Source organism: Microcystis aeruginosa NIES-2549, from assembly GCF_000981785.2.
GTDB lineage: Bacteria > Cyanobacteriota > Cyanobacteriia > Cyanobacteriales > Microcystaceae > Microcystis > Microcystis aeruginosa_C.
Genome location: NZ_CP011304.1, coordinates 2,563,680 through 2,588,546, shown reverse-complemented (window position 1 = coordinate 2,588,546; position 24,867 = coordinate 2,563,680). Strand labels below are relative to the sequence as shown.

At 43.4% G+C, this 24,867-nt stretch carries 20 protein-coding genes, 1 tRNA gene and 4 pseudogenes; 17 read left to right on the top strand and 8 right to left on the bottom strand.

Translation table 11 applies throughout. The annotated features are described in order from the left end of the window. Window positions 1–133: 133 nt before the first annotated feature. Together myaer_RS22690 and myaer_RS22045 are read left to right on the top strand one after the other, a co-directional pair. A pseudogene (locus tag myaer_RS22690) lies at window positions 134–235 on the top strand (BrnT family toxin); the annotation flags it as partial. Window positions 236–273: 38 nt separating this feature from the next. Then, on the top strand, window positions 274–453 hold the full coding sequence (locus tag myaer_RS22045) for a hypothetical protein (RefSeq protein ID WP_046662363.1): 180 nt from the start codon (window positions 274–276) through the stop codon (window positions 451–453). Between the two features lie 140 nt (window positions 454–593). On the opposite strand, the gene cdd is transcribed toward myaer_RS22045, so the two are convergent. The 5 genes and pseudogenes from cdd to pheS all read right to left on the bottom strand — a co-directional run bounded on the left by cdd (window position 594) and on the right by pheS (window position 5,425). After that, entirely contained in the window at window positions 594–995 is a 402-nt protein-coding gene (gene cdd, locus myaer_RS12710) for a cytidine deaminase (protein ID WP_012266153.1), read from the bottom strand. A 607-nt stretch (window positions 996–1,602) separates the two neighbouring features. Then, window positions 1,603–2,730 (bottom strand): NAD(P)/FAD-dependent oxidoreductase, encoded by a 1,128-nt coding sequence (locus myaer_RS12705; protein WP_046662362.1) that lies wholly within the window; start codon window positions 2,728–2,730, stop codon window positions 1,603–1,605. A 74-nt stretch (window positions 2,731–2,804) separates the two neighbouring features. Further along, complete coding sequence (locus myaer_RS12700) at window positions 2,805–3,119, bottom strand: DUF4870 domain-containing protein (protein ID WP_235614745.1); 315 nt, start codon at window positions 3,117–3,119, stop codon at window positions 2,805–2,807. After that, a pseudogene (locus myaer_RS12695) lies at window positions 3,076–4,263 on the bottom strand (RNA-guided endonuclease InsQ/TnpB family protein). The gene myaer_RS12700 and the pseudogene myaer_RS12695 overlap by 44 nt, the downstream one beginning before the upstream one ends. 157 nt (window positions 4,264–4,420) lie before the next feature. Beyond that, window positions 4,421–5,425, bottom strand: coding sequence for a phenylalanine--tRNA ligase subunit alpha (pheS, locus tag myaer_RS12690; protein WP_046662360.1), 1,005 nt, complete (start codon window positions 5,423–5,425; stop codon window positions 4,421–4,423). 241 nt (window positions 5,426–5,666) lie between these two features. Between pheS and myaer_RS12685 the strand changes: the two genes are divergently transcribed. Together myaer_RS12685 and myaer_RS21675 are read left to right on the top strand one after the other, a co-directional pair. Continuing rightward, window positions 5,667–5,960, top strand: a complete 294-nt coding sequence (locus myaer_RS12685) for an RNA recognition motif domain-containing protein (protein WP_046662359.1) — start codon at window positions 5,667–5,669, stop codon at window positions 5,958–5,960. 112 nt (window positions 5,961–6,072) lie between these two features. Then, a complete protein-coding gene (locus myaer_RS21675) occupies window positions 6,073–6,237 on the top strand; it encodes a hypothetical protein (protein WP_002733784.1) in 165 nt (54 codons plus the stop codon). Here myaer_RS21675 and myaer_RS12680 read toward each other — a convergent pair. Beyond that, complete coding sequence (locus tag myaer_RS12680) at window positions 6,234–8,933, bottom strand: CBS domain-containing protein (protein WP_046662358.1); 2,700 nt, start codon at window positions 8,931–8,933, stop codon at window positions 6,234–6,236. The genes myaer_RS21675 and myaer_RS12680 overlap by 4 nt on opposite strands. 113 nt (window positions 8,934–9,046) lie before the next feature. Here myaer_RS12680 and myaer_RS12675 point away from each other — a divergent pair, with 113 nt between their 5' ends. The 11 genes from myaer_RS12675 to myaer_RS21670 all read left to right on the top strand — a co-directional run bounded on the left by myaer_RS12675 (window position 9,047) and on the right by myaer_RS21670 (window position 17,222). Beyond that, entirely contained in the window at window positions 9,047–9,496 is a 450-nt protein-coding gene (locus myaer_RS12675; RefSeq protein WP_046662357.1) for a CopD family protein, read from the top strand. A 370-nt stretch (window positions 9,497–9,866) separates the two neighbouring features. Further along, on the top strand, window positions 9,867–10,055 hold the full coding sequence (gene psbZ, locus myaer_RS12670) for a photosystem II reaction center protein PsbZ (RefSeq protein ID WP_002732865.1): 189 nt from the start codon (window positions 9,867–9,869) through the stop codon (window positions 10,053–10,055). A 150-nt stretch (window positions 10,056–10,205) separates the two neighbouring features. Next, on the top strand, window positions 10,206–10,751 hold the full coding sequence (gene ribH / locus myaer_RS12665) for a 6,7-dimethyl-8-ribityllumazine synthase (RefSeq protein ID WP_002767497.1): 546 nt from the start codon (window positions 10,206–10,208) through the stop codon (window positions 10,749–10,751). A gap of 57 nt (window positions 10,752–10,808) precedes the next feature. Then, window positions 10,809–11,129: a hypothetical protein gene (locus myaer_RS12660; RefSeq protein WP_080949755.1), complete on the top strand. Its 321-nt coding sequence runs from the start codon at window positions 10,809–10,811 to the stop codon at window positions 11,127–11,129. Window positions 11,130–11,201: 72 nt separating this feature from the next. Continuing rightward, window positions 11,202–11,273: transfer RNA gene (locus tag myaer_RS12655), tRNA-Gly, on the top strand. Between the two features lie 170 nt (window positions 11,274–11,443). Continuing rightward, window positions 11,444–11,851 (top strand): hypothetical protein, encoded by a 408-nt coding sequence (locus tag myaer_RS12650; protein WP_046662356.1) that lies wholly within the window; start codon window positions 11,444–11,446, stop codon window positions 11,849–11,851. A 10-nt stretch (window positions 11,852–11,861) separates the two neighbouring features. Beyond that, entirely contained in the window at window positions 11,862–13,109 is a 1,248-nt protein-coding gene (locus myaer_RS12645) for a glutamate-5-semialdehyde dehydrogenase (RefSeq protein ID WP_046662355.1), read from the top strand. A gap of 198 nt (window positions 13,110–13,307) precedes the next feature. Further along, window positions 13,308–14,279 carry a LysR family transcriptional regulator gene (locus tag myaer_RS12640; RefSeq protein WP_046662354.1) on the top strand — a complete coding sequence of 324 codons (972 nt, stop codon included), beginning with the start codon at window positions 13,308–13,310 and terminating at the stop codon, window positions 14,277–14,279. A 43-nt stretch (window positions 14,280–14,322) separates the two neighbouring features. Then, a complete protein-coding gene (locus tag myaer_RS12635; RefSeq protein ID WP_046662353.1) occupies window positions 14,323–15,384 on the top strand; it encodes an anthranilate phosphoribosyltransferase family protein in 1,062 nt (353 codons plus the stop codon). A gap of 232 nt (window positions 15,385–15,616) precedes the next feature. Beyond that, window positions 15,617–16,861: an RNA polymerase sigma factor SigC gene (sigC, locus tag myaer_RS12630; protein WP_046662352.1), complete on the top strand. Its 1,245-nt coding sequence runs from the start codon at window positions 15,617–15,619 to the stop codon at window positions 16,859–16,861. 223 nt (window positions 16,862–17,084) lie between these two features. Continuing rightward, a complete protein-coding gene (locus myaer_RS21670; protein ID WP_174236441.1) occupies window positions 17,085–17,222 on the top strand; it encodes a hypothetical protein in 138 nt (45 codons plus the stop codon). 60 nt (window positions 17,223–17,282) lie between these two features. Here myaer_RS21670 and myaer_RS12625 read toward each other — a convergent pair whose 3' ends face one another. Both myaer_RS12625 and myaer_RS12620 read right to left on the bottom strand, forming a co-directional pair. Next, window positions 17,283–19,175, bottom strand: coding sequence for a hypothetical protein (locus tag myaer_RS12625; RefSeq protein WP_046662351.1), 1,893 nt, complete (start codon window positions 19,173–19,175; stop codon window positions 17,283–17,285). A 125-nt stretch (window positions 19,176–19,300) separates the two neighbouring features. Further along, window positions 19,301–20,896, bottom strand: a pseudogene (locus myaer_RS12620) (DUF6603 domain-containing protein); the annotation flags it as partial. Between the two features lie 265 nt (window positions 20,897–21,161). Between myaer_RS12620 and myaer_RS12615 the strand changes: the two are divergent. Together myaer_RS12615 and myaer_RS12610 are read left to right on the top strand one after the other, a co-directional pair. Then, a pseudogene (locus myaer_RS12615) lies at window positions 21,162–22,410 on the top strand (ISNCY family transposase). Between the two features lie 1,500 nt (window positions 22,411–23,910). Then, window positions 23,911–24,867, top strand: coding sequence for a ribonuclease Z (locus myaer_RS12610; RefSeq protein WP_046662349.1), 957 nt, complete (start codon window positions 23,911–23,913; stop codon window positions 24,865–24,867).

Sequence of the window (24,867 nt, the reverse complement as noted above, 5' to 3'; positions counted from 1 at the left end):
CCCACTGGAAATTTACTTGGGCTTTTCAACCAGATCTATGGTTCAATACAGTTGAATATATCCCGTTCAAGTAATAGACAAAACATATAAAAAATGTGCCATGAGTTTCAGTGAGTAGCAGTATAATGGCTTTATGCAGTTTGACTGGGATAAGAATAAGGCAGAATGCAATCTATCAAAGCACGAAGTCTCATTTGAGGAGGCAAAAACTATTTTTGATGATTCTCTCTATGTTTAATTCTACAATCGAGTCATTTAGAAGGAGTTGATATTATGTTAGTTAAAGGAATTAAAAAAGGCAAAATTATTGAGTTATTAGAGGAAGTTGATTTTCCCGATAATGAAGAGGTATTAGTAGAAATTAGAGAGGTTAATGATTTTTGGTCAGCCTTGCAAGATTTTAGGCAAAGGGTAGATTTGACAAGTCTTGATGATGATACTTTTGATAATTGACGCGACAACTCAACCGGGAGAGATGTTCATTTATGACTCTCAAGTATTTACTAGATACTAATGTTTTGTCAGATCATGGCTCTTATACCAGTTATCTTAGCCGTTGTTGTAGTACCTTAACCCCGATACTTTACCCACAGTTAAAAACGAAAGGAAAAAGGCAGTAAATCCGAGAGATTAAAACGATAATTTTGCTGGGTTCCACAGATAATAATCTCCGCTTGCGGCGCTAATTCGGCTATCCATTGACGACAGGCTCCGCAGGGAGTTAACTGACTAATATCATCCTTCCCATCGATACAGGCTATAGCGATCGCCCGTACTTCTCGATCGCCCGCCGCGATGATTTGCGCTAAAGTTGCCCTTTCCGCACACAAACTCAAGCCATAACTAGCGTTCTCTACATTAGTACCAGCATAAATCTTTTTATCTGTCAAGACCGCTGCCCCCACCCGAAAACGGGAATAGGGAGAATAGGAAAGTTTCGCCACTTCCCGAGCAGTGTCACAGAGTTGTTGTCTTTCTTGTTCAGATAGGGTCATCGGCTGCCGATAGCAGGGAGTGGGGAATTGGGGAATTGGGGAAGTGGGGTGTGGGGTGTGGGGTGTGGGGTGTAGGGTGTAGGGTGTAGGGTGTGGGGAGTTTTCTCAGTTAACTGATAACTGATAACTGACTCCTAACCCAATGGTAGATGTTGGATTGTTGCAGGAGTTCTATTTTCCGACAAAGATAAGCAAAAATTATTTATTGACTGCAAACACTTGAGAATATTTAAATTAACATTCCGCAATATTTATAAATTCTTAAGAATTAATTGAGAAAGATTTTTATTTAACAACGATGTTATGATGGTTACAGCGATTTGATAGAATTTCATGATGGGTTTTTCTGTGCTTTTTTGGGCAGCAGTGGTTGAAACCCTTCCCACACCTAGAAGGTGATCCTAATTAAGACGGGTAAATCAGTCAATTTCACCCACAACGATGATCTTTTTTTTATGTAGTTTTATTGCAAAAAAAAAGTTTTTTTGACAAAAAGCACAAAGTATGATACACACCAACGTATTTCTGGATGCGAGTAATTATTGTAGAGAGGGGAGAATAAATAAAAATAATCTCCTGACTCGGAGAATACTGACCCCTAACCCCATCAACAAACTTTTTCAGCCAACCCTAACTTACCACTTAACATTTCCCTGACGATTTTAGCGGTAGCGGGGGCCAATAAAACCCCGTTGCGGTAGTGTCCCGTGGCCAGAATAACGTTATCGTATCCGGGCAAATATTCGATGATGGGAGCGGATTTTTTCTCCGGTCGCGGTCGCTTACCGGACCAAGTACGCACGATCGCACCCGCAGCCAAAGAGGGACAAAAAGTGATCGCCTTTTGATACACTTGTTCTAATAGGGCAGTATCGGCGATAATTTCGCCCTTTTCGTCCATAAATTCCACCGTTGCTCCAATCCAGTATTCTGCTCGGGCCAAAGGCAGAATATGCAGGTCATTTCCCGTTAAAATCGGCTTAAAATCGGAACTTTCTAAGGGTTGCGTCAATTTTATCTGTAAAGCTTGCCCTAAAACCGGTCGGATTTCCACTGGATGGGTAAGAGTTTCGGTTAAAGCAGTGGCACCGATTCCCGCACAAAGAATCAAAGAGTCGGTTTCCTCTATACCATTGGAACTATAAACCTGGGTGCATTGCCTCAAATTAGCACCTTGAAGCTCTGTCTTCCCGAAATTTTCAACTTTTACCCCAAATTTACATTTTACCCCCCTTCTTGCCGCAGCAGTGACGAGAGCCTCCGTGAGCAGGACTGGGTTAATTTGACGATCACTGGGAGAATAGATAGCACCCTGGAGATGCTCCCCGGCCACCTGGGGACATTTTTGCTTTAAAGTCTCTTTATCCCAGATTTCTAGACAATATCCCTGTTCTTGGCGGATTTGGGCTAACTTGCGCCAATTTTCTTCGTCTTCGGCACTCGATCGCAGTAGGACAATACCATCACGGTTACAGGGAATAGTCAGTCCGGTGAGGGATTCTAGCTCAGGAAGGAGGGTTTCGTAGCGTTTTAAACTTTCTTGCCGCAGTTTCCAGGCTCTACCTTTGGTTTTATGGCTGATAATGCCCATTAAAATCCCTAGGGCTGCCCCGGTTGCTCCTTGTCCCGGTTTTTTTTCATCGATGAGGGTAATTTCTAATCCTGCGATGGCGCTTAATTCGTAGGCAATGGTGGCCCCCACTATCCCCGCACCGATGATGACAATTTTAGTCATAAACTCCAGAGGCTATTTTTCTAGTGGGAATAGGACTAAAAAAGGGTTGAACAGGTTTCAACCCCGATAATTAATTACAGAACCCTGAAAATGAAAGGATAACGGAAAACCTTATAGGCATCTTTCCAGACTTGCAGGATAGCAAGAATGGGGAGAACAATGTTCACCACAGCAAGAATCGGTAAGAGCAAATAACCGATTAAAACCCAAACCAGAATCCCAGCAATTAGGTAGTATAACCACATATTCAGGTGAAAGTTTAAAGCTTCTTTGGCGTTTTCCTTCACCGTTCCATCATCAGAATTGACATCCTCACCGCCGTAAACGGACGGCGATTCCCAAACCTCACGATTTGAGTTTCTGCTTCTTTCCCGAAGGATTTTTCGCACCTGCCTTAACAGATTTACTCTGTTCTGGTCATCAGGTCGCTCTACAGACTGACACCGCAAGCCCTGCGGCCAAAATGTTTTTACTGGCGTTAATATCTCGGTCATGGTGTGTTCCACAGTCTGGACAATCCCATTCTCGAACATTTAACGGCATTTTTTCAGCAATATACCCGCAATTACTACATCTTTTAGAACTGGGAAACCATCTATCTATTTCGATGTAATTTCTGCCGTACCAACGGCATTTATAGGCTAATTGTCGAGTGATTTCTCCCCAGCTTACATCAGATATTGCCTGAGATAACTTGGGGTTTTTGACCATATTCTTAACGGCTAAATTCTCAACTACAATCGTTTGGTTTTCACGAACTAATTGAGTGGTTAGCTTATGTAAATGGTCTTTTCTGCTATCGGTGATTTGAGCGTGAATCTTGGCTACTTTGATTCTCGCTTTTTCCCGATTTTTTGACCCTTTCTGTTTTCTAGAAAGGCTTTTTTGTGCCTTTCGCAGTCTCCGATAATGCTTTTTAAAGTGCTTAGGATTAGATACTTTATCGCCATTGCTGGTAATCACAAGCCTACTAATTCCTAAGTCAATTCCAATGGCTTTATCTGTTACTGGTAATGGCTTAATTGTTGGGTCATCAAATCTTATTGAGATATGCCAACGTCCAGAAGGATGTAATCTGACTGTTACTGTGCTTGGTTCACATCCGTCTGGTATTTGTCTTGACCATCGAATAGGTAAAGGTTCTGTGCATTTGGCTAAATAGATTTGTCTGTCTTTAAATTTAAAGGCTGACTTGGTAAATTCGGCACTTCCTCCCTGATGTTTTTTCTTAAAGTTAGGATACTTAGTACGACCAGCAAAGAAATTAGTAAAAGCTGTTTGTAAATGTCTTAACCCTTGTTGTAAGGGTACACAGCTAACTTCGTTTAAAAACTCTAATTCTTCTTGTTTTTTCCAATCGGTTAGCATTGAAGAAGTTTGAGCGTAGCCTACTCTTTCTTGCTTTTCGTACCATGCTTGTGTTCTGAGATGGAGAGCCTTATTGTAAACTAATCTTACACATCCCAAAGTGCGCCGCAATAGCGACTCTTGTTCGGGTGTTGGGTAAAATCGGTAAGAATAGGCTTTTTCCATGTCTCACATTTTAGCATATATCGTGTAAATGCGCTAATATTTAACGGTAAAGCCGTCGTAAAACGGCGGGGTTTCAGACCCAAATTTTCGATGACAAGCCACGGATAGGAGTCTTTTTTTGGTTAAATCTTCACTCTTGACCATCGGGTTTATCCCCCTAAAATTGGCGGAGAAAGCGGATATCACTATTATAACAACGGCGAATATCGTCTATCTCATGTAATACCATAGCAAATCTTTCCACACCAAAACCGGCAGCAAAACCCGTATAGATTTGGGGGTCATAACCGACTGCTTTTAAGACATTGGGATCCACCATACCACAGCCCATCACCTCCAACCATTTGCCTTTCCACTGTACATCTACCTCGGCCGAGGGTTCGGTAAAAGGGAAGTAGGAAGCGCGGAATTTAACCGGTAAATCGGCCCCAAACATTTGCTTAAGAAATTCTTTAATTGTTCCTTTCAAATCCGTAAAGGTTAATCCCCGGTCCACCGCTAATAATTCCACTTGATGGAAAACCGCAGAATGGGTTGCATCCACGGTATCGCGACGATAAACCCGGCCCGGGGCCACAATCCGAATCGGGGGTTCGTGACTTTCCATGTAGCGAATCTGCACCGGGGAGGTATGGGTCCGCAATAAACGACCATCCCTCAAGAAAAAAGTATCCTGCATATCCCGGGCCGGATGGTCAGCAGGGATATTTAAAGCCTCAAAATTATAATAATCGGTTTCTACCTGCGGCCCGGTGGCGATGCTGTAACCCAGACCGACGAAAATATCGATCATGCGATCAACTGTGCTATTTAAGGGGTGAATTCGCCCTAAAGGACGGCTAAGAGCAGGCAGGGTGACATCGAGGGTTTCCGCCGCTAATTTCGCCTTAATTTGGGCATTCTGGAGACTTTCTCGCTGGGATTCCAGCAGCGATTGTACTGATTCTTTTACCTCATTAGCGATCGCACCTAATCGCGGTCTCTCTTCGGGGCTTAATTTGCCCATTTCGCGTAAAATCTGCGATAATTCTCCTTTCTTACCGAGATAATTCACCCTTAGCTGTTCTAAGTCTTCTAGGGTTGTTGTTTGTTCGATGGAATTTTCCGCTTTCCCTGCCAGGGTTTTTAGGGCAGTTTCGATCGGATGGGGGGATAAACTCATAATTAGGGCATTTTATAGGGCAGCATTCTAGTCTAGTTTATCTGCTCGGGTGGCGGGAGAGGCAGCATCGATCAAAGCTAATAGCTATGTGCTAGGATGGAAATCGAGAATAAAAGTCGGCACTGCGGCTCGTTGTCAGTATTAATGGTCAAAGCGTTTCTGTTTAGTATTGGTTCAGCTAGTTCCCGAAATCTTGGTTCTCTACAAATCTGTTGTTTTTATCTGTGCAAGGATAGGTTTTATGTCAATTTATGTTGGTAATCTCCCCTTCGAGGTTGACCAAGAAGACGTAGTTGAGGTTTTTACCGAATATGGTGAAATCAAGCGCGTTCACTTTCCCATGGATCGGGAAACGAAAAGAAAACGCGGGTTCGCTTTCGTGGAAATGGAAACCCCAGAGCAAGAAGCGAAGGCTATTGCCGCTCTTGACGGCGCTCAATGGATGGGACGAGAATTAAAAGTCAATCAAGCTCGTGAAAAAGAACCCAGATCTTCTTTCGCTGGTGGTGATCGCAATCGAGATCGTCGCTACTAATCCCTGATCGTAACCATTCTAGGCTATGATTACCTAACTTCTTTTCATTGTCAATAGGGGAAGCGATCGCTCGTTTCCCCGCTTGTCTATCTAATATCCCAAGGAGATTCTTGTGGCTAAACGTCGTAATTTGAAAAAAGAAAAAGCGGAACGCAACCGCGCCTACGCTCGTCAATTCCGGGCTGCCTCTAATCGTACCACCACCAGAGGAGGTAGAGGCGGTTATTCCAGCGATCAAAGACAATCTTCGGAAAATGAAGGGGCAGCCGATACCTAATCTGCTGACTTAGTTAAACTAGCAATAAAAGCCATAGCTTCGCTTTTATTGCTGACTATTCCATCTAAAGTTGCCCCCAACACTGCCGCAAGTAACGATTTAAACTGGGGACCCGGTTGATAACCCAAAGCTTTTAGGTCATTGCCGTCGATAGGAGCCTCTATCTGAGACCATTTAGTTAAATATTGCCAGATTAAAGCCCGCATCCTAGTCTCACTCCTCACCGCCACCAATAACAAACTAGGAACCTGATAACTCTTGAAAAAGCTGACAATTTGACTAACGGGTCGATCATAAGCAAAATTATTGCTAATCTCCCTTTCCATAACTTCTAGTTTTTGTAAACGCTCCACTGTATCTTTGGGCAATTGTAAATTATTAGCGATCGCTATTCTTTCCCCCACAGCCAGAGAAGCGATTAATAATTCCAACCGCATTAACCAAGCATTCACCGGCAATTCCAGACTTAAACAATCTAACCAACGACTGAGACAGCGCAATTGTCGCCATAAAGCCCGATTTAAACTTAAATCCCCGTGTAAACAGTGCAAAGCCCCCAAATCAGCCAACTTTGCTAAGGCACTTTCCCAGTAATCCGCCTCTAAAATATAATTCAACTCCGCTTTTAAACGGGACTGTAAAGCGGGTGCATTCTGATTTTCTTGCCGCGAGCGATCATAAACCCCACTTTCGATCGCATACCTAATATAGCTTTCTGTCAAGGGTTCAATAACAAATCTTAACCGAGTGGCAAAACGCACCGCTCGATAGATGCGCGTCGGATCCTCAATAAAACTATTAGCGTGGAGAACCCGGATTTCTTGAGCGCGTAAATCCAACATACCACCAAAAAAGTCGAGTAATTCCCCCTCTTTCGGCGAAGTTAGGCGAATTGCCAGAGCATTAATTGTAAAATCCCTTCTATACAAATCCTGTCGAATCGAACTAGCCTCCACTTGGGGATTACTGGCAGGATAGGGATAGAATTCCGTGCGTGCCGTGGCGATATCCACCCATAACGAGCCAAAACGCTCATCTTTGTGCCATAACAAAGCCGCCGTCTGAAATTCCCCGTGAATCGATAACCGGGCCCCCGGATAAATTTCGCGTAAACAATTAGCCAATTCTACCCCCGCACCCACACCGGCGGCGCGATGGCAGCCATCCACCACTAAATCGATATCCTGTAACAATAAAGTATCCCTTTCTGCCGCTAAAAGTAAATCGCGCACCGCACCCCCAACCAGATAGAGATGCCAACCCCGTTGTTGAGCGGCAGCGGCGGCAGCTTGCAGGAATGACCATAAAACCGGCTCTAAACGCTCTTTAATCGTCGGTAAAAGACAGGAAACCAAAGCAACCCCTTCAAAACGCACCCGCTCATTTTGATGAATCTGTCTTAATACATCTGTACGAGTGACGATACCGACTAACTGCCCGTTTTCTAGTACAGGTAAACGCCCTAAATCATAGGTTACCATCAGCGACTCGATTTCCTGAAGGGAAGTGTCCGGGGTAATAGTTTTCGGATTACAAGTCATGTATCCCTTCACGGGAGAGCGAGAAAAGCCGTGATGGAGAGCTAAATCGAGGTCACGACGAGAAATCACCCCAACTAAGCGATCCTGCTCATCTACCACTGATAACCCCGAATGGCCGTAACGGAAAAGGATGCGCTCGGCTTGAGATATGGAAGTATCGGGACGAATTGTCCGCACCGGGGAAGACATTAAATCCCTAGCGGTGGGAGAAGGAGGAATTTGAGCAATTAAGTCCCCCAGCAGTTGGTTTAACTGTTGAACTGGCTGAACATCGCGAAAACTCACCGAAGCGGCCTGAGCATGACCACCGCCGTTATAGGGGGAAAAAAGCCGATATAGATTCACTCCATCGATCCTAGCGCGACCGATCACAGTTAAACGCTGTCGGGAATTATCTTCCTCGTCTTTACTATAACTATGGCCGAAAAGTAACGCATCACTATCGGATAATTCCATTAGGCGCTCGGCTACACTAGACAAACCGGGGATAAAATCGGCAGTATGGAGGAGAACGTGGGCGATTTTACGGTCATGGATCGTTTTAATCTCTAGATTTTCCCAAGCAAGGCTAAATAACTCCTGTAAGCGCGGGGAAAAACTCGGTTGACAGTATTGGGCGATCGTTTTAATGTTAGCAGCACAGGTCATTAACCAAGCCAAAGCATAGGCATCCCTGGGGGTACTACCGGCAAAAGTCAGGGAACCCGTGTCAACATGAATACCGAGCGCCATTACCGTCGCTGCCATCGAGTTTGGTTTAATCTGGGCTTTTTGTAAAGCTTCGACAATTAAAGTCGTGGTGGCTCCCACTGCCTCTAAATGGACGCTAGAGGCATGAATATCGCTTTCACTATCCAAATGATGATCATACAATTCGATCGCCTGTAAATGCCCTAAATCGAGCCACTGGGAAGCTTTTCCCAGACGCTCCCGCCACTGATTATCAACGATAATTAAAGAGCGAATCTGGGACGGATTGACACTACGCATTTCAATTAAAGCGAATTCATCCCGATGCAGGGCTAAAAATTCCCTCACTGTTGGGTGCGCTCCCCCCGTTAACACAATGCGACTACCCGCTTTCAGCAACGATAAACCCACCGCTGCCCCCAAAGCGTCAAAATCCGCCGTTTGATGACATAAAATTAAATCCATATTTTTTAGTAAGGAGAAGTTATCGGGATTTTTTCTGTATCTATTGTTACTAAATGCTCGGCAATAACCGGGTCAAGAACTATAAGTTAGCAAATCTTGACTGAGAGAAACCGATGTTGTTCAAAATTTTAGTAATTCTCCACACCCTAGGGGCGACCGTCTGGGCCGGTGGCCATTTATTGTTGGCAGTCACCGTTCTACCCCAGGCCCTCAAAAACCGAGAACCAGACCGAATTCGTCAATTTGAGCAATATTTTGAAGGTTTTGGGTTATCTGCGCTATTGTTGCAGGTAATAACGGGCCTAGGACTGACTTGGATTTATTTGCCCAGTTTTCGTGATTTTTGGTCATTTGATAGTTTTTTATCGGTTTATATAGGAATTAAGTTGGCTTTACTGCTCTTAACTCTCATCTTAGCCCTTCATTCCCGCTTTTTTCTCATCCCTAAACTGAGCAAGGAAAACTTAAATTTCCTCGCTCTGCACATAGTCGCCGTCACCACTCTAGCAGTATTATTCGTCATTTTTGGCGCCGGCATCCGTTTGGGGGGCCTCAACCATTAGCTTTTAGCAGTTCAGCAGTCTGGAGACCTTTCTAGACTAGGTTTGGCGAAAACGCGAAAATAGGCTAATCTGAGTAAGGGATTACAGGGAGTCAATTCCCCCACCTAACCCTTGCCCTGCTGCTTTTGGCAAGGATAGACAATGGAAAAAAGTTTTCAGCCCCGCTGCGGCTAGGTAGTCACTAGGAGTAAAATTAAAATGCTCGTGGATTCGGTCTGACGGGCATATCTCCTTGTAAACCCTGATTCAGGCAGGACTTAGAGGAAGGATCGTCCAGTTAAAGTTGAGTGGAAGCGAGGCTCTTCCATACAAGTATCAAATCTGGGAGAATTGTCTAGATAAAGATCAACTGCTTTAGGAGAACCCAATCATGTCTATTGTTTTTCAATTTTTTCTCATTGCCCTAGTTTTATTTTCCTTGCTGATGGTGATTGGTGTCCCCGTTGCCTATGCTTCCCCCCAAAACTGGGATCAATCGAAACCCCTTCTTTATGTGGGTTCGGCAATTTGGGCAATTTTAGTGGTTGCCGTCGCTATTTTAAACTTTTTAGTGATTTAGTCTTGATCAGGAGACGGGAGACAGGAGGAGATAGGGTGATAGGGTGATAGGGTGATGAGACAGCTTCCCCCACTTCCCCACACCCCACACCCCACACCCCACTTCCCCACACCCCACACCCCACACCCCACACCCCACACCCCACACCTTATGACTGTTTTTGAGGGAAATTTTACCGAGGATATATCCTCTTGGCGGTTTGCGATCGTGATTGGTCGTTTTAACGATCTCGTCACTGATAAACTGTTATCAGGCTGTCAAGACTGTCTCAAGCGTCACGGGGTTGATGTCAATCCCGATGGCACTCAAGTGGATTATATCTGGGTACCGGGTAGCTTTGAAGTGCCAATGGTAGCCCGTCAAGTCGCCCTTTCCCACCGTTACGATGCCGTTATTTGTCTAGGGGCAATTATTCGCGGCCAAACGCCCCATTTTGATTACGTTGCCGCCGAGGCCGCTAAGGGCATCGCTGCGGCCGCTTTTCAGACAGGTGTTCCCGTTGTCTTCGGTATTCTCACCACTGATACTCTACAACAGGCTCTCGAACGAGCCGGTATTAAAAGTAATTTGGGCTGGAATTATGGCCTATCTGCCCTAGAAATGGCTAGTCTCATGCGTCAATTGCGCCCCCGGGATGAAGATAAACCCCTAGAATTATTGCAAAATAATCCCCAACAGGCACTGATGGAAGGCTAACAAAATTCCCCCAGAATTTAGGGTTTTAGGTGTCCCCACTCCCCCGGAGTTCCACTGATGAGCGAAGCCGAACAGAACAAATATATTAACCAACTCAGACGGCAATTAGTCAACGCTGTCGAGAGAATCAAGACTCTGGAATTAGATTTGGAACCAGAGGGGCGGATTACGGAAGCTTTTGACGCTATGGAACGGCATATAGATGAAAAATTCGCCGCAGTGGCTGAAAAATTCGCCACAGTGGCTGAAAAATTCGCCGCCATTGACAAGCGTTTTGATCGCTTGGAACATCAGTTCAACCGACTACAGGCTAAGATAGAAGTGGTTCTCGAAGCTATTACGGGTTTGGGGGATTTGCCAGAAGATGAATCATTGTAAAAAAATGCTCCCAACTACTTGACAAATGCTCTGAGATTTGGCATACTCAGGTAAGTGTGAAAAAAACGGCTTGCGGGCATAGCTCAGTGGTAGAGCGTCACCTTGCCAAGGTGAATGTCGCGCGTTCGAATCGCGTTGCCCGCTTGGAAAAATCTTAAAATAGACCTTAAGATTGGTAGGAATAATTTAGGGATATCCCTTAAGATGGGAATTACCCGTGAGAAACAGGTTTCAGGATTTTGGGCAACCGTTGAATCCCTTAGCTATTGACCACGAGCGACTAAAAACAACCGTTTATAAACAAAATTTAGCTTGTGCGACCGCATAAATATACCAAAATCGACCAACACCAAGACTACCCGTGTCCCTGTCGTCGGAAAGGGACATTATGCCCAATTTTATTGACCGATGCCTTTGGCTGCGATCGCTGTCAACAAATATTTGTGGTACAGGAAAACGGTCAAATTATCGAACAATTAGCCCCCCACTATCCCTATAAACGCACTTGGCGCTGGACGGGATTTCGTTGGGTGAGTACGAATAAGCGACTTGGGGAAGAGGTATTACCCCTGATGATCGGGATAATTCTGTTATTATCGATCGTCTGGCTACCGTTAATTTTAAAATCACCGCCGGGGGTAAGCGTGATTTTTGGGGCAATTCTAGTTATGCTATTAGTTATTTTGCCCGCGTTAATCTTTTGGTTAGCCTATCGACGCTAGACAAGAATCTATGATCGAAAGTTCCCCGAAAAACCCCCTGACGATCTTTAAGCAAGCATATAATGCTTTTCTGGCTCTAGGTCAATTTAATGGCAATGAAAGAAATCGCGGAGTAATCGCGATCGCTAAGGGCATTAAAACTGGCTTTGATCGCATTTTAGAAGCCAATACCCTCGATTTAGAAGTCAGTCGAGAGATGGCCGTCTCAGAACAAATGATTCGCTGGTTAAGGTTAACTCCCGAACGTTTAGAGACGACGGTGGAGGTATTGCAACAACTGGCGGAAGCATCGGATCCGCTGCAACAGGTAATTAACGCCGCCTATCAACTCAATCCTTCCCAAACCTATTGCCAAAGGATGCCCTTAGGAGTGATTGCCTTAGTCTATGAAGGTTTTCCCGAATTAGCGATGGTAGCGGCGGGATTTTCCCTAAAAAGTGGCAATAGTTTGATTATTCGTGGTTCCAATGCCTCTAGTCATTCCGATGAGGTGATTACGGAAATTATCCAAGAAGCATTGCAAGATGTGGGTTTACCGATGGATTGTGTTAGTGGTTTACCCTGTGATTCTAGTCCCTCCCTAGAGGAGTTGGTGACCCAGGAAAATTATGTTAATTTGATTATTCCCTACGGTCGCCCCAGTTTAATCGGTCAGGTGAGTCAATTGGCCACAGTTCCCGTTTTGCGTGCGGCCATGGGAAACTGTTATTTGTATTGGTCTCCTAGTGGCGATTTGGAGTTAGCCCGTCAGGTAATTATCGATAGTCATGGCAGCATACCAGATCCGGTTAACGCGATCGAAAAAGTTTTAATTAGTCCCCATCAGAATTCTTCGACGTTAAGTCGTTTGTTTAAAAGTTTGCAGGAAAAAGGCTTTAAATTGCGGGGAGATACCCGATTAGCGGCGGATTTTCCCGAACATTTAACCATTGCCACCGATAATGATTGGCAAAGACCCTATTTAGAAAAAACGGTGGCCTTTAGGTTAGTGGATACCCTCACTGATGCGATCGCTTGGATTAATAAGTATAGTAGCGGTCATGCCGATTGTATTGTCACCGAATCCTATCGAGAAAGTCGTCAATTCGCCATGGAGTCCGATAGTGCTTTAGTTTATATCAATTCTTCCCCCCGATTCGATCGCAATCCCAAACAGGGAGAATCGGTATTTTTGGGCATTTCCAACCAAAAAGGTCAGCGCCGGGGGTTAATCAACCTAGAAACCTTTACCACCCTTAAACAGGTGGTGCAGGGGTAGTTTTTTTCAGTAATCAGTCAACAGTGAACAGCAAACAGTGAACTGATAATTGACAAAAATGTGAACTGAAAACTCACATCTGATAACTGATAACTGATGACTGATAACTGAGAAAACGGTAGCAATTTCTACCAAAAGTCCCAATAAAATTCGTTATTGTCATAAAGTCATGAAGGAATGTAATTAAAACGAGAAAGAATGCGGATCGAGCAATTGCAAGCCTTTTTAGCCGTAGCCGATACGGGCAATTTCGGTCAAGCCGCCCGCCAGTGTGGAGTCACCCAATCGACTATCAGCCGGCAGATTCAATCCCTAGAAACCGATTTGGGCTTACCTCTTTTTCATCGTACCGCCCAAGCGAAGTTAACCATTGCCGGCGAGAAATTACTGCCCCGGGCGAAACGAATTTGTCAAGAATGGACGAATGTTCACAGGGAAATCACTGACCTACAGGCAGGAAAACAGCCAGAATTGTGCGTGGCGGCGATTCATTCCGTGTGCGCCCACTATTTACCGCCGATTTTGCCGAAATTTTGTGCTGAATACCCAGAAGTTCAGTTGAGAGTTACAGCCCTAGGCAGCGATCGCGCTTTAAAAGTCTTGCGGGATGGTTTAGTAGATGTGGCGTTGGTAATGAATAATCGTTTTCTCACCTCTAGCCCGGAGATGGTGGTCGAGGTATTATACCAAGAAGCGATCGAAATTCTCATGGCCGCTAATCATCCCCTCGCCCAATACAAAGAAGTGCCATGGTCGGAATTAATCCCCTATCCGCAAGTGGTTTTCAAAGATGGCTACGGAATGCAAAGATTAGTACAAGAATGGTTTTCCCGTCAGGATGCCCACCTGAAAACTGTCATGGAATTAAACACCCTTGATGCTTTTCGCGGTGTGGTGCGTCAGGGTAATATTATCGCTCTTCTGCCCCAATCAGCCCTGATGGAAGCCCGCAGCGATGCTACCCTCGCCATTCGTCCTCTTGCTTGCCCCAACAACAAAAATCCCCACCCTAATCATGGTAAATTTCACCAGCGCCTCACCCGTCAGGTAGTCCTTGTCACCACCAGCGATCGCTTACAGATACCACCGATCGCTCATTTTTGTCAATTAGTGCGGCAAATGAATCAAAGTGTGCTAGAAAGCTTAGAAAACCACCCTTTACAGCCTTAGCAATCCCAATCAATCCTATTTACTCTTTATTTTCTTCCTTGAGATGAGCGATACTTTTCGAGAATTATTAAAAGCGATCGGTAGTGGCACCCATACGGGCAAAAATTTAACCCGTCCCGAAGCGGCAATGGCCACCAAGATGATGTTAACCCAAGAGGCAACCCCGGCCCAAATCGGTGCTTTCATGATTGCCCATCGCATTAAACGCCCCACCAGCGATGAGTTAGCGGGAATGCTTGATGCCTACGCCGAGCTTGGCCCGCAAATAACCCTAGAATCAGCCTCTTTTCAGCATCCGATCACTATTTTTGGCAATCCCTACGATGGACGCTCTCGCACTGCCCCAGTTACTCCGATCACTACTTTAATCTTAGGGTTGGCGGGGGTTCCCGTAGTCCTGCACGGGGGCGATCGAATGCCGACTAAATACGGTATTTCTCTCAGGGAAATCTGGCAGCAATTAGGAGCAGATTTTAGTCAATTATCCTTAGCAGCGGTGAAAGACTGTTTAATCACCACAGGATTGACTTTTTTCTATATTCCGCGCCACTTTCCCCTAGTACAGAATTTTGTCACCTATCGGGAGCAAATCGGTAAACGTCCGCCCATGGCCACGGTAGAGTTAATCTGGTCGCCTTTTGTCGGTAATATTCATCAGATATCGGGTTTTGTTCATCCCCCCACCGAAGATCGTTTTCGCGAAACTTTTGCCCTGAGAAATATCTCTCACTTCACGACTGTGAAAGGATTAGAGGGGAGTTGTGATTTAGCCTGTAATCGGACGGCGATTATTGGTCTGGGAAATCCCACCGATCCCCCTTCCTTTCAGCGATTTTTCCTAAATCCTCGCGATTATGGTTTTTGTCCCTCGGATTATCCCCTCGAATCTTTAGAAATGCTCACCGCTAAATTAAAGGGTTTATTAGCCGGAGAAAATAATGAATTAACCGATGCGGCAATTTTTAACGGTGGTTTTTATCTTTGGCGCTGTGGAATTGTCCCAGATATCCCCGCGGGTTTCCAGCAAGCACAACAATGTTTACAGTCAGGAAAAGCCCTTGCTAAACTAGAACAAATCCGTAATTATCTGGAAAGTCAGGAATAGATAGGAATAGGGCTTTAGGGGAAATTACTTCTCAATCAATCATTAATTCTAGAAGTTGGGCTAAGAAGGTAAACCCCAGAATTGGTGTAACTTCTAGGTTTAAAGATCAATGCTTTTGAAAAAAAATTTTTCCCGACTGCATCATTTCCTCGCTTAAGTGGGAAAGCTATGACTACGGTGAACGATTTAGAAGTTTCTAATTCCTATCACAGTCGCCCGTAGAGAAGCCATCATGTCTGCAATTAACCCCTCGACGCTCGAAACTGAATTGATCTCTCCCTCTTTTTCTATCTTAAAACTGAAGGGAAACTCGATCAACCTAGATGAAGATTTTCTCGGCAGTGATTTAGAAGATGATCTAGTATCTAGTCCTGAAAAAAGCTACAACAAAGGGACAACTACTGATTTAGTACGTTTATACCTGCAAGACATTGGCAGAGTGCCTCTACTCAAACGGGACGAGGAAGTTGAACAAGCGCAACAGGTGCAGCGTCATCTGTCTTTACTGAAATTCCGCGCCACCGCCGTTAAACAAGGTGATGCACAAGTACAGCAATTTGTCAAGTTAATTGAGATTCGCGATCAACTAACTGCGCAATTAGCCCATCGTCCCTCCCTAGAACGTTGGGCAAAAACCGCCCAAATAAACGTTTCTGAATTAAAAAATGCTTTAAAAGCAGGAAAACAGCACTGGGCCCACCTAGTGGGCTTAGAAGTGGGGGAATTAGAAGAAATTATTGCCCTTGGTACCCGTGCCAAAGAACAGATGATCAAGGCCAATTTACGTCTAGTGGTGTCGGTGGCCAAAAAATATCAGAATCGCGGTTTAGAATTATTGGATTTGATTCAAGAGGGAACCCTGGGTTTAGAACGCGCCGTCGAGAAATTTGATCCCAGCAAAGGCTATCGTTTTAGTACCTATGCCTACTGGTGGATCCGTCAAGGAATTACGAGAGCGATCGCAACTCAAAGCCGGATTATTCGTTTACCGGTTCATATTACCGAAAAACTCAACAAAATTAAGAAGGCACAACGGAAAATCTCGCAAATGCGCGGTCGCACTGCGACCGTAGAGGAAATTGCCCAAGAGTTAGCGATGACTCCTGAAGCTGTGCGGGAATTGTTGATGAAAGTGCCGCGTTCGGTTTCCTTAGAAATAAAAGTGGGCAAGGAAAAAGATACGGAATTAATAGACATTTTGGAAACCGAAGAAGTGTCTTCAGAAAATCGTCTTGTCTATGAATCTTTGCAAAAAGATATGAGAGAATTATTGGGAGATTTAACCACTCGCGAACGAGAAGTGATTGAATTGCGCTATGGTTTTCTCGATGGTAAATCCCATTCTTTAGGTGATATCGGTCGCACCTTGGAATTATCCCGGGAAAGGGTGCGACAAATTGAGTCGAAAGCGTTGCAAAAACTGCGTCAACCCCAACGATGTAACCAAATTCGCGATTATTTTGAAGCGTTGAGTTAGTTAGGGTATGTGGAAAAAGTTTGTCGTGGGGGTAGGGTATGGGGTGTGGGGTGTAGGGTTTTACCGATTTTGAGGAGGTCAATTACCTAATTTTCAGGGAAAAAGTACCTGAATTGTCCCCCCCGATCACTCCCATATCCGGTACTTTTTGATTTTCAAAAAGCCCAAAGACATTACCCAACAAGGTTTTTAGATTTATTCGGCCAACCCTACCTAGACTATTATGGAAAATAATCTTTCTGAACAAATCGCTTACTATCAGGAACAAATTGATGCTAATCCTGAAAACGTGGCGAATTACTGGTATTTGGGGCTAAATTATCTACTCCAGGGCGATGAATCAGCCGCTAACACCTCTTAATTATCAGGAAAATCAATTTCCTCTAATAACTGAATAGTTTCGTTGACTAAAGGCTCATCTCTAACCCCGTGCGACAAATCTAACTTTGGGCGATCCCTCAATCATGGTGGCTGCCAATTGAGCAGAAGTGAAATCGTAGGGTACATTTAATCCTTGTTTGAGCCTCTTGGTCATTTCCTCAATATTAATTACTCCTAGATTTTCATTTCGGAAGGGAACCTCTATGTTCCCCGTCTTTTGCTCACCATCGAGGTTTCGTAGTCCTTTAGTAATCTTAGTTCCTTTTTTAATCGGATCTACACCACAATTAACGGATGATCCCTGAAGCGAAAGGTCAAGGGTTTTGACTTCCCCGGCAAAAAAACAGAGTAAGATATTATCTGATAGCAGATCTCTTCGGAGTATGGTTAGTTTATTCTCTGGTCCGACAAAATCGGTTCCAGTTACGCGATTGACGTAACCTTCTATTTCTAAACCGGGCCAACCGGATACTACTTCTGAATGTAACAAAAAGCCAGTAATAGTTTTATCAGACGGGGCGAGGCTTCTTCGCTGTAAACTGCGAGTTTGAACATCTAATCGTAAGTCTTCTTTCGTAACTCGTCCGACACTAAAAGCCCCATCTTGTAAGCAGTCAACCCAATAAGAGTCTATCCAAAAGAAGCGCAAAGATTCGGGGGGAAGTAACCGTGTATCGGGAACTAAATAGTTAAAGGGAACGTTTTTGAGCAATTCTAAATCTTGGAACCAATTGGCGATCGCTGTTGGTAGATCCCCGTTAGTTTCAGTTGTGCTTTGGAAAGGTAGGTGCAGCACTTGTTGCTGTATCTGATGTAAATCTTGAGCTTTAGAGCGTTTCCAGTTAAAAATCTCAACAGCCAGGGGTTGATTTTGTAGGGTGAGCATTCGTCCTAACTGCCAAGCCATAGCGTAGGAAACATCAAACATACCCGTATTAGGATCATAACGCATCAATTGATCAGCTATAGCAACAGGAGCGGTTAGATTATCTTGGCTTTGGCCTGTACTTAAAGGGCTATGATACCAAGAAACTGTTTTATCTCCTTGTCGCAGAGCGTGGTGGAGAGGTACATAACCTAAATCTAGGTATTGCTTCGCTGGATGATTGTTTTGGGAGGGAAGTCTGAGGGTATCGGGTTCGCGATCAATTTCTTTAAGCAGGGCATCGAAATTGTGCTTACTATTAACACAGGTAAAACTCCAACTAGCAAGACTAACTAAACGGATGAAATCGTTAGGTCCTGCACCTTGATAGTCAAATGTTCCACTATTATAGCGTTCTTCAAGGGCGACTAAATGAACGGTACTCACTTCCCCTTTCTTGGGTAAGCGGTTGCCTAAAATAGTGGCTAAAGGTTCACTGAGAGATTCATTTTTCTCGTTGGTTATTTGGTTAACAGACGCAAGTAGAGTCAGATCCTTTTCTGGAGGAAGAATCTTTTCTAAAATGTTTTTAGGGACATCAATTACCGTCACCACATCTTCATCATTTTGCCCCGGCTCGTATGCAAATGTGGGGAATTTAGTATTACCAGAAGTTGCTTTTAGCTCCTTTAATTTAATCGTTTGTGGTTCAGGTTTTTCTGATTCCTGAAACAAAAGGAGAGCTAACCAAGGGAGATCAGAATTTGTTGATTTGATAGTACGCTCCCAAGGCAGAGTACCGCGTTTGAGGATGATATGGGGCAAGGCATTAGAATACTCACCCAAGTTTCCCGCAGGGGGAAAAACGGCATAAATGCTATCAGGAGTTAGGGGAGCAAACCGGTGGCCATCTACATAAAAGGTAAGCTCTTTACTGAATGTCTGCTCAGGTATTTTGTCAGACTGTTTGGTTTTAACTTTTTGTTCAACTTCGACTGTGTAAGTACCACTATCTAGGGGAGGTTGGCGATGTTGGATGAATTGAACTTTAACTGTTGATGTGGACATGATTAATTGATTTTGTATTGTGGATTGAAGCTAGAGAGTAGGAGAGAGAGGGGGGGAGTTTTAGGGATTTTCTAACCCTAGAATACCCCGTTTAAATGGGCAACAGCAGACCTGCCCCACTTGAATTACGCTTTAACCTGGGGTGCAGTGACAAAAGAATTAGCCACCGAATCGGTTAATTTAACATCATCGGCTAGATTAAAGCCGAGAGATTGGAGCAGATTGTTGCGCGTCTTCTGAGTATTGGTGCTGACAATGTTGTTTTTGATGGCTGTAGTTCGAGCTTGATTGTCGGTAGAAACCCCAGAAAAAGCCGTCATTTGTTGCCAAGCGTAAACGTCACTTAGGCGGGTGGTATCGTGTCGCAATTTCTTGACATCAATACTATTGGTGCTACAGACATCTTTCTTGATTTGAGGAACAATCCGGAAACCGGAGAGGGTGTTCTTAACAAATTGCTGATCGTTAGCTTCAGGGAGAAGAATTCGTTCTGAGTCTTTACCCTTTACTTTGACAACTTTAACTTTAGCATCGCCCCAAAGTGCGGTTGGTACATCTTGAGTTATCGGGATAAATTGGAACTGGTTCTGGTCAACGGGTTGTGAGATTCCTCCCTTTGTCTTCCGGGTAATTTTGATGTTGTACTTGCTTTCGAGTTGAGCATTTTTAATGCCCATGGAACGAACGCCAAAATCGGTGTTGTTATTCACCCCAAGAGATTGGGTATTGTAAGATGCTTGCTTGCTGGGGATAGCAGAATTAACTACTAGCTCTAACTCTTTGGGATTGACGACAAAGGCGACTTCTTTGGTTGTTGCTGGTGAGAGTTGTTTGGTGACTCCTTGATTGAGAACAACACTACAAACGTCTGCAGCTGTTGATGAACCTTGTGCTGTTGATTTCGCAGGGGGTAAGAAGGAACTTTGGAAACTTTCCCAATCGATAGGCTCTGGTAAGCGAGAAGATTGATCGCCAAATTCCACAGTGACTTTGACGAAGATAATCCAGAATGTGGCTGTACCGGCAAATTCTGGACCCCAGATATGGAGTTGCACCCCTAAACTAACAGGTCCGAGTATTCCATAGCCAGCTTGAATCCTCACTTGTACTAGGATTTCGTAGTAGTAGGGTTTCCAAGAGATGAGGAAATGAGCCTCAGCGACAAAGTTAGCCCACAGTTTACCGAGTTTGAAATTGGCTTCTAGTCGGCCACCGGCCATGATGGCATGAGCGCACAGAGCAAAGTATTTTTCTCCCTTGAGGGATAGGCAATCTCCTACTTTCCAGTGGAAACCCAGACGAGGGACTGTAGGATAGTGGGCAGGTTTTTTGAATAGGGGGTGATAACCGCCTAAAGTAATGACAAAATCCCCTGCATGAGGGCCAGAAACCCAGAGACAGACGGCAAAGCCACCAGTTAAGCGGCAATCTGGCGATAGGATGTAGCAATCTGAGGCTAATTGACCTTCTATGGAGATTACTCCTTCACTCAGAGAAAATCTGGCTCGTAGGAGCATCGTCATATTGAGAATACAGCTTGTATTTTTCGAGTCTTTTGCCGGAGTGGGAATTTTCATCTTGGCAATTCCCAACAGGTTGATCTCGAAATCTTCCCCAAAGGCGACGGTTAGCAGCGCAAAGCAGTCTAACATCTGGAAGCAGGTAAACTTGAGTCCGATGGCAATAAAGCCGGAGCCGATGGATATGGGCATATATTTATCCCAGCAATTCTCATTTTAAAAAGTAACAAGTGATACAGACAGAAACAAAGCTTTAAGCAAGCTACAAAATGCGCTCCCGCGAGTGCGACTGCATCGCAGAGAAGTGAGTATATAGAGTATTTATACTCAAAATATTTGAAAGATGGGAGAAATCTAGAACAAAAGTTCTCTACATCAGAAAGAGAACCAAATAAAAATTGATGATTGTTGTCTGTTGAGGTAAAATTATTAAGTTGGAAATATTAATTAATCAAACTGTTCTGCGATGACGAAAAAGGCTGTGACTTTAGAAATTCCTGAATTAATACAATTTTTAGTTCAAGAATTACATGACTTACCCGATGACAGAAAACCAGGAAACAATACCAAATATCAGGTAGAAGATGCAGTTAAGGCGGCTTTTTCGGTTTTTTTTACTCAGTCACCTTCTTTTTTAGAGCATCAACGTTTGATGAAAAGTAGTAAGGGAAAAGATAATGCTTCAAGTTTATTTGGTATCAAAAAAATACCTGGTGATAATCAAATCAGAAACCTGTTAGATCCTATCCCAGCTGCCACAATATTTGGCTCTTTTCAACAAGTCTATCAATGGTTAAAAAAACAGGGAGTTATTAAAAAATTTTTCTACTTAGATGAGGAAATTTTAATAGCTTTAGATGGTACGGAATATTTTTCTTCAAAGAAAATTAGTTGTCCCCATTGTAATTGCCGCAATCATCGTAATGGAACGACAACTTATTTTCATGGTTGCGTCACGCCAATTGTGGTTTCTCCTGAGCAAAAACAAGTGATTAATTTAGAACCAGAATTTATTAAAAAACAAGATGGGCAGCAAAAACAAGATTGTGAAAATGCGGCTGTTAAAAGATGGTTAGATAAGAATCATCAAAAGAAGTATGGTTATCCTGTAACCCTGTTAGGAGATGACTTATACTCTCGCCAACCTATCTGTGAGTTAGCTCTAAAACAAGGTTATAATTTTATTTTTGTTTGTCTTGAAACTTCTCATAAAACCTTATATGAATGGCTAGAATTTTTAGAAAAAAGTGGAGAAGTTAAAGCCGTAGAAAAGAAACAATGGGATGGACGAAAGAATCTCATTTATCGTTATCGTTATGTTTCTAGAGTTCCTCTGAGAGAGGTCGAGTCAAGTCTCGAAGTTAATTGGTGTGAAGTCACGGTCATTAATGAAAAAACACAGAAAATTATCTATCAAAATAATTGGATTACCAATCATCAAATTACTGAAAATAATGTTGAAAAAATTGTCAAAGCTGGACGCAGCAGATGGAAAGTTGAGAATGAAGGAAATAACGTTCTTAAAAATCACGGTTATAATTTAGAACATAATTTTGGTCATGGTCAAAGTCATTTATGCGAGTTCTTGTTGTCTTTAAATTTACTAGCTTTTTTATTTCATACCGTTTTAGATTTAGTTAATCATACTTATCAAAATATTCGTGAGTTATTAGTTACTCGCACCAGTTTTTTTAATGATATTCGTACTTTATTAAAATATTTTTGGTTTAAGAATTGGTCAGAGTTTTTCTTGTTTATTCTTACCGAATATGTCCCGCTCAAAAAAATAAATTCTAGTTAAAAATGTCAATTTTTCGAGAGAAGGAAAGATTATTTTATTCATTGAAAAAACCACAAATTAGGTCAGAATTTCAGCTAAATTTATGAGTTGAGATAAGTTTATTTATGGGCAGATATTTTAAAACTGTCTCTTGAAGCTAATTATGATGATTATCTTGAAAAAAAATGATAATTAGACAGAAGTTCTCTTGTTCACATAGAGAACTTTATCTTCTTTTGTTTTCAAAATGAGAATTGCTGATAATCAGTCATTTCCTCCAGTACATTTGTCTTGGTGGGGAGGTAGAGGGCATCAAGGTAAACTGGGACTAGAAGTGTGGTCATAACTATAGTATGTAGGGATGAAGGAAGCAGAAGCCTAAATCGTGAGATTTAGCAATCTTCGCTGTTATACTGCGAGAGGATGTCAATGCGCCCAACCCACTTGCAGCAGTTTTAAGATTCGGTTTTTTCTTTACTTTGTTGAATAGTACGCATACTTGATTTATTTTTCAACACTTTTGGGATTCTTTTTTGTAAATTTTCATCATTTTTTTTGTTATTTTTTGTTGTTTTTTGTTACAATCTCGTTCTAACTTTTAGGATTAAGGTAACAAGAAACAGAGTAAAGTCAATATTTACAGGAAGTTCTAACAAGCCAAAATCTAATCAGGATTTGAGGATTTTCAGGATTCTCAATCCAAAATCGTTCTAGGGATGGGGTGTGGGCTTCGGCCGTGAGATCAGCGTTCGACAAAAGCTCACGCCGAAGTCTCGCCGAACGTCCGAAGTCTCGCCGAACGTCCGAGGTCCGAACGGGTGTGGGGTGTGGGGTGTGGGGTGTGGGGTGATGGGAGAGGGGTGTGGGGTGTGGGAAGAATAAATAAAAATAATCTCCTGACTCCTGACTTCTAACTTCTAACTTCTAACCTGATGTTGGACAAAGATAAGCAAAAATTATTTATTGACTCCAAAAGCTTGAGAATATTTAAATTAACATTCCGCAATATTTACAAATTCTTAAGAATTAATTGAGAAAGATTTTTATTTAACAACGATGTTATAATGGTTACAGCGATTTTACTGAATTTCATAATGGGTTATTTTGTGCTTTTTTGGGCGGCAATGGTTGAAACCCTTGCCACACCTACAAGGTGATCCTAATTAAGACGAGTAAATCAGTCAATTTCACCCACAACGATGATCTTTTTTTTGTGTAGTTTTATTGCAAAAAAAAAGTTTTTTTGACAAAAAGCACAAAGTATGATATATGAACCAACGTATTTCTGGCTGCGAGTAATTATTGCAGAGTTAGGTCAAAATCAGGGGATTTCCTGTTTCCAAGTGATCAAATACAGAAAAGCAGCAATTTGATCGAGAAATCGATCAAAACAGCCTAGACTAGAAAAAGAATCCTCTATCCTGACAGCTATCCTGTGGAGATTACTTTTTTAGGAACCAGTTCCGGGGTTCCGACTCGTTCGCGTAATGTCTCTAGTATCGCCCTTCGGTTGCCGCAACGGGCGGAAATATGGCTGTTTGACTGTGGAGAAGGAACTCAACACCAGTTACTGCGTAGCGACCTAAAAAGTTCCCAAATCCGACGCATTTTTATCACCCACATGCACGGGGATCATATCTTTGGTTTAATGGGATTGTTAGCCAGTATCGGATTAGCCGGTTCTGCTCAGGATATTGATATCTACGGACCCCCCGGACTAGGGGACTATCTGCGTGCTTGTGCTAAGTATTCCTATACTAATTTCGCCAATCGGGTGCGTGTCCATGCCATTTCCCCCGGCATACTCTACGAAGATGAAGAATTTACCGTCTCCTGTCAGCTATTAAAACATCGTATTCCCGCCCACGGTTATCGCATCGCGGAAAAAGACCGTCCTGGACGTTTTGATGTGGAAAAAGCCAACGCTTTAGGTATTCCCCCCGGACCGATTTACGGCAAGCTGAAAAAAGGGGAAACTGTCACCCTTCCCGATGGCAGAAAAATTCGCGGTCAGTCTCTCTGCGGGGAAACGGAAATCGGCCGTAAAATTGCCTACTGTACCGATACTATTTTTTGTGAAGGATCGATCGAATTGGCACGCGATGCAGATGTGTTAATTCATGAGGCGACTTTTGCACACCAAGATGCCGGGTTAGCCTTTGAAAGTGTTCACTCCACTTCGACGATGGCAGCCCAGGTGGCCTTGGCAGCCAGGGTAAAATTGTTATTAATGACCCATTTTAGCCCCCGTTATCTACCGGGTAATTCTCTGGATATTTCCAATCTGTTAGAGGAAGCGCGGGCAATTTTTCCTAACACTAAATTAGCCTACGATTTCCTCGCCTACGAAGTCCCTCGCAATCGTCAAGAAATGGCCTTAGGAGTTAAATAA